Genomic DNA, 5485 nt, shown 5'->3' on the forward strand with positions numbered 1-5485 from the left:
CCGATATTGCTGGCGACCCTGTTTTGTATGGCAACTTGCCGCCGCGTGAAATTTCTATGAAGGATGTTTTCCGTTCTGGTGATTCGTCTAAGAAGTTTAAGATTGCTGAGGGTCAGTGGTATCGTTATGCGCCTTCGTATGTTTCTCCTGCTTATCACCTTCTTGAAGGCTTCCCATTCATTCAGGAACCGCCTTCTGGTGATTTGCAAGAACGCGTACTTATTCGCCACCATGATTATGACCAGTGTTTCCAGTCCGTTCAGTTGTTGCAGTGGAATAGTCAGGTTAAATTTAATGTGACCGTTTATCGCAATCTGCCGACCACTCGCGATTCAATCATGACTTCGTGATAAAAGATTGAGTGTGAGGTTATAACGCCGAAGCGGTAAAAATTTTAATTTTTGCCGCTGAGGGGTTGACCAAGCGAAGCGCGGTAGGTTTTCTGCTTAGGAGTTTAATCATGTTTCAGACTTTTATTTCTCGCCATAATTCAAACTTTTTTTCTGATAAGCTGGTTCTCACTTCTGTTACTCCAGCTTCTTCGGCACCTGTTTTACAGACACCTAAAGCTACATCGTCAACGTTATATTTTGATAGTTTGACGGTTAATGCTGGTAATGGTGGTTTTCTTCATTGCATTCAGATGGATACATCTGTCAACGCCGCTAATCAGGTTGTTTCTGTTGGTGCTGATATTGCTTTTGATGCCGACCCTAAATTTTTTGCCTGTTTGGTTCGCTTTGAGTCTTCTTCGGTTCCGACTACCCTCCCGACTGCCTATGATGTTTATCCTTTGGATGGTCGCCATGATGGTGGTTATTATACCGTCAAGGACTGTGTGACTATTGACGTCCTTCCCCGTACGCCGGGCAATAATGTTTATGTTGGTTTCATGGTTTGGTCTAACTTTACCGCTACTAAATGCCGCGGATTGGTTTCGCTGAATCAGGTTATTAAAGAGATTATTTGTCTCCAGCCACTTAAGTGAGGTGATTTATGTTTGGTGCTATTGCTGGCGGTATTGCTTCTGCTCTTGCTGGTGGCGCCATGTCTAAATTGTTTGGAGGCGGTCAAAAAGCCGCCTCCGGTGGCATTCAAGGTGATGTGCTTGCTACCGATAACAATACTGTAGGCATGGGTGATGCTGGTATTAAATCTGCCATTCAAGGCTCTAATGTTCCTAACCCTGATGAGGCCGTCCCTAGTTTTGTTTCTGGTGCTATGGCTAAAGCTGGTAAAGGACTTCTTGAAGGTACGTTGCAGGCTGGCACTTCTGCCGTTTCTGATAAGTTGCTTGATTTGGTTGGACTTGGTGGCAAGTCTGCCGCTGATAAAGGAAAGGATACTCGTGATTATCTTGCTGCTGCATTTCCTGAGCTTAATGCTTGGGAGCGTGCTGGTGCTGATGCTTCCTCTGCTGGTATGGTTGACGCCGGATTTGAGAATCAAAAAGAGCTTACTAAAATGCAACTGGACAATCAGAAAGAGATTGCCGAGATGCAAAATGAGACTCAAAAAGAGATTGCTGGCATTCAGTCGGCGACTTCACGCCAGAATACGAAAGACCAGGTATATGCACAAAATGAGATGCTTGCTTATCAACAGAAGGAGTCTACTGCTCGCGTTGCGTCTATTATGGAAAACACCAATCTTTCCAAGCAACAGCAGGTTTCCGAGATTATGCGCCAAATGCTTACTCAAGCTCAAACGGCTGGTCAGTATTTTACCAATGACCAAATCAAAGAAATGACTCGCAAGGTTAGTGCTGAGGTTGACTTAGTTCATCAGCAAACGCAGAATCAGCGGTATGGCTCTTCTCATATTGGCGCTACTGCAAAGGATATTTCTAATGTCGTCACTGATGCTGCTTCTGGTGTGGTTGATATTTTTCATGGTATTGATAAAGCTGTTGCCGATACTTGGAACAATTTCTGGAAAGACGGTAAAGCTGATGGTATTGGCTCTAATTTGTCTAGGAAATAACCGTCAGGATTGACACCCTCCCAATTGTATGTTTTCATGCCTCCAAATCTTGGAGGCTTTTTTATGGTTCGTTCTTATTACCCTTCTGAATGTCACGCTGATTATTTTGACTTTGAGCGTATCGAGGCTCTTAAACCTGCTATTGAGGCTTGTGGCATTTCTACTCTTTCTCAATCCCCAATGCTTGGCTTCCATAAGCAGATGGATAACCGCATCAAGCTCTTGGAAGAGATTCTGTCTTTTCGTATGCAGGGCGTTGAGTTCGATAATGGTGATATGTATGTTGACGGCCATAAGGCTGCTTCTGACGTTCGTGATGAGTTTGTATCTGTTACTGAGAAGTTAATGGATGAATTGGCACAATGCTACAATGTGCTCCCCCAACTTGATATTAATAACACTATAGACCACCGCCCCGAAGGGGACGAAAAATGGTTTTTAGAGAACGAGAAGACGGTTACGCAGTTTTGCCGCAAGCTGGCTGCTGAACGCCCTCTTAAGGATATTCGCGATGAGTATAATTACCCCAAAAAGAAAGGTATTAAGGATGAGTGTTCAAGATTGCTGGAGGCCTCCACTATGAAATCGCGTAGAGGCTTTGCTATTCAGCGTTTGATGAATGCAATGCGACAGGCTCATGCTGATGGTTGGTTTATCGTTTTTGACACTCTCACGTTGGCTGACGACCGATTAGAGGCGTTTTATGATAATCCCAATGCTTTGCGTGACTATTTTCGTGATATTGGTCGTATGGTTCTTGCTGCCGAGGGTCGCAAGGCTAATGATTCACACGCCGACTGCTATCAGTATTTTTGTGTGCCTGAGTATGGTACAGCTAATGGCCGTCTTCATTTCCATGCGGTGCACTTTATGCGGACACTTCCTACAGGTAGCGTTGACCCTAATTTTGGTCGTCGGGTACGCAATCGCCGCCAGTTAAATAGCTTGCAAAATACGTGGCCTTATGGTTACAGTATGCCCATCGCAGTTCGCTACACGCAGGACGCTTTTTCACGTTCTGGTTGGTTGTGGCCTGTTGATGCTAAAGGTGAGCCGCTTAAAGCTACCAGTTATATGGCTGTTGGTTTCTATGTGGCTAAATACGTTAACAAAAAGTCAGATATGGACCTTGCTGCTAAAGGTCTAGGAGCTAAAGAATGGAACAACTCACTAAAAACCAAGCTGTCGCTACTTCCCAAGAAGCTGTTCAGAATCAGAATGAGCCGCAACTTCGGGATGAAAATGCTCACAATGACAAATCTGTCCACGGAGTGCTTAATCCAACTTACCAAGCTGGGTTACGACGCGACGCCGTTCAACCAGATATTGAAGCAGAACGCAAAAAGAGAGATGAGATTGAGGCTGGGAAAAGTTACTGTAGCCGACGTTTTGGCGGCGCAACCTGTGACGACAAATCTGCTCAAATTTATGCGCGCTTCGATAAAAATGATTGGCGTATCCAACCTGCAGAGTTTTATCGCTTCCATGACGCAGAAGTTAACACTTTCGGATATTTCTGATGAGTCGAAAAATTATCTTGATAAAGCAGGAATTACTACTGCTTGTTTACGAATTAAATCGAAGTGGACTGCTGGCGGAAAATGAGAAAATTCGACCTATCCTTGCGCAGCTCGAGAAGCTCTTACTTTGCGACCTTTCGCCATCAACTAACGATTCTGTCAAAAACTGACGCGTTGGATGAGGAGAAGTGGCTTAATATGCTTGGCACGTTCGTCAAGGACTGGTTTAGATATGAGTCACATTTTGTTCATGGTAGAGATTCTCTTGTTGACATTTTAAAAGAGCGTGGATTACTATCTGAGTCCGATGCTGTTCAACCACTAATAGGTAAGAAATCATGAGTCAAGTTACTGAACAATCCGTACGTTTCCAGACCGCTTTGGCCTCTATTAAGCTCATTCAGGCTTCTGCCGTTTTGGATTTAACCGAAGATGATTTCGATTTTCTGACGAGTAACAAAGTTTGGATTGCTACTGACCGCTCTCGTGCTCGTCGCTGCGTTGAGGCTTGCGTTTATGGTACGCTGGACTTTGTAGGATACCCTCGCTTTCCTGCTCCTGTTGAGTTTATTGCTGCCGTCATTGCTTATTATGTTCATCCCGTCAACATTCAAACGGCCTGTCTCATCATGGAAGGCGCTGAATTTACGGAAAACATTATTAATGGCGTCGAGCGTCCGGTTAAAGCCGCTGAATTGTTCGCGTTTACCTTGCGTGTACGCGCAGGAAACACTGACGTTCTTACTGACGCAGAAGAAAACGTGCGTCAAAAATTACGTGCAGAAGGAGTGATGTAATGTCTAAAGGTAAAAAACGTTCTGGCGCTCGCCCTGGTCGTCCGCAGCCGTTGCGAGGTACTAAAGGCAAGCGTAAAGGCGCTCGTCTTTGGTATGTAGGTGGTCAACAATTTTAATTGCAGGGGCTTCGGCCCCTTACTTGAGGATAAATTATGTCTAATATTCAAACTGGCGCCGAGCGTATGCCGCATGACCTTTCCCATCTTGGCTTCCTTGCTGGTCAGATTGGTCGTCTTATTACCATTTCAACTACTCCGGTTATCGCTGGCGACTCCTTCGAGATGGACGCCGTTGGCGCTCTCCGTCTTTCTCCATTGCGTCGTGGCCTTGCTATTGACTCTACTGTAGACATTTTTACTTTTTATGTCCCTCATCGTCACGTTTATGGTGAACAGTGGATTAAGTTCATGAAGGATGGTGTTAATGCCACTCCTCTCCCGACTGTTAACACTACTGGTTATATTGACCATGCCGCTTTTCTTGGCACGATTAACCCTGATACCAATAAAATCCCTAAGCATTTGTTTCAGGGTTATTTGAATATCTATAACAACTATTTTAAAGCGCCGTGGATGCCTGACCGTACCGAGGCTAACCCTAATGAGCTTAATCAAGATGATGCTCGTTATGGTTTCCGTTGCTGCCATCTCAAAAACATTTGGACTGCTCCGCTTCCTCCTGAGACTGAGCTTTCTCGCCAAATGACGACTTCTACCACATCTATTGACATTATGGGTCTGCAAGCTGCTTATGCTAATTTGCATACTGACCAAGAACGTGATTACTTCATGCAGCGTTACCATGATGTTATTTCTTCATTTGGAGGTAAAACCTCTTATGACGCTGACAACCGTCCTTTACTTGTCATGCGCTCTAATCTCTGGGCATCTGGCTATGATGTTGATGGAACTGACCAAACGTCGTTAGGCCAGTTTTCTGGTCGTGTTCAACAGACCTATAAACATTCTGTGCCGCGTTTCTTTGTTCCTGAGCATGGCACTATGTTTACTCTTGCGCTTGTTCGTTTTCCGCCTACTGCGACTAAAGAGATTCAGTACCTTAACGCTAAAGGTGCTTTGACTTATACCGATATTGCTGGCGACCCTGTTTTGTATGGCAACTTGCCGCCGCGTGAAATTTCTATGAAGGATGTTTTCCGTTCTGGTGATTCGTCTAAGAAGTTTA

9 protein-coding genes are annotated in these 5485 nt (G+C 44.7%); all 9 read left to right on the plus strand.

Going from position 1 to position 5485, the window contains the following annotated elements:
- Positions 1-350: major capsid protein (locus FFM71_RS13930; protein WP_137612612.1), on the plus strand; the 350-nt coding region annotated here is incomplete at its 5' end.
- Positions 351-460: 110 nt separating this feature from the next.
- Positions 461-988 (plus strand): hypothetical protein, encoded by a 528-nt coding sequence (locus tag FFM71_RS13935; protein ID WP_000487867.1) that lies wholly within the window; start codon positions 461-463, stop codon positions 986-988.
- Positions 989-996: 8 nt separating this feature from the next.
- Positions 997-1983: a Minor spike protein gene (locus FFM71_RS13940; RefSeq protein WP_000466547.1), complete on the plus strand. Its 987-nt coding sequence runs from the start codon at positions 997-999 to the stop codon at positions 1981-1983.
- A gap of 63 nt (positions 1984-2046) precedes the next feature.
- On the plus strand, positions 2047-3588 hold the full coding sequence (locus FFM71_RS13945; protein ID WP_000252566.1) for a replication endonuclease: 1542 nt from the start codon (positions 2047-2049) through the stop codon (positions 3586-3588).
- Positions 3521-3673 (plus strand): hypothetical protein, encoded by a 153-nt coding sequence (locus tag FFM71_RS13950; RefSeq protein ID WP_435988044.1) that lies wholly within the window; start codon positions 3521-3523, stop codon positions 3671-3673. The genes FFM71_RS13945 and FFM71_RS13950 overlap by 68 nt, the downstream gene beginning before the upstream one ends.
- Entirely contained in the window at positions 3606-3845 is a 240-nt protein-coding gene (locus FFM71_RS13955) for a phage DNA packaging protein C (protein ID WP_016670801.1), read from the plus strand. Before FFM71_RS13950 ends, FFM71_RS13955 begins: the two co-directional genes overlap by 68 nt.
- A complete protein-coding gene (locus tag FFM71_RS13960; protein ID WP_000084700.1) occupies positions 3842-4300 on the plus strand; it encodes a scaffolding protein D in 459 nt (152 codons plus the stop codon). Before FFM71_RS13955 ends, FFM71_RS13960 begins: the two co-directional genes overlap by 4 nt.
- Entirely contained in the window at positions 4300-4416 is a 117-nt protein-coding gene (locus FFM71_RS13965; RefSeq protein ID WP_000033471.1) for a phage DNA packaging protein J, read from the plus strand. Before FFM71_RS13960 ends, FFM71_RS13965 begins: the two co-directional genes overlap by 1 nt.
- A gap of 36 nt (positions 4417-4452) precedes the next feature.
- A partial coding sequence (locus FFM71_RS13970; RefSeq protein ID WP_038808773.1) for a major capsid protein occupies positions 4453-5485 on the plus strand: 1033 nt, incomplete at its 3' end.

It is taken from the genome of Companilactobacillus huachuanensis, assembly GCF_005404815.1.
Lineage (GTDB): Bacteria > Bacillota > Bacilli > Lactobacillales > Lactobacillaceae > Companilactobacillus > Companilactobacillus huachuanensis.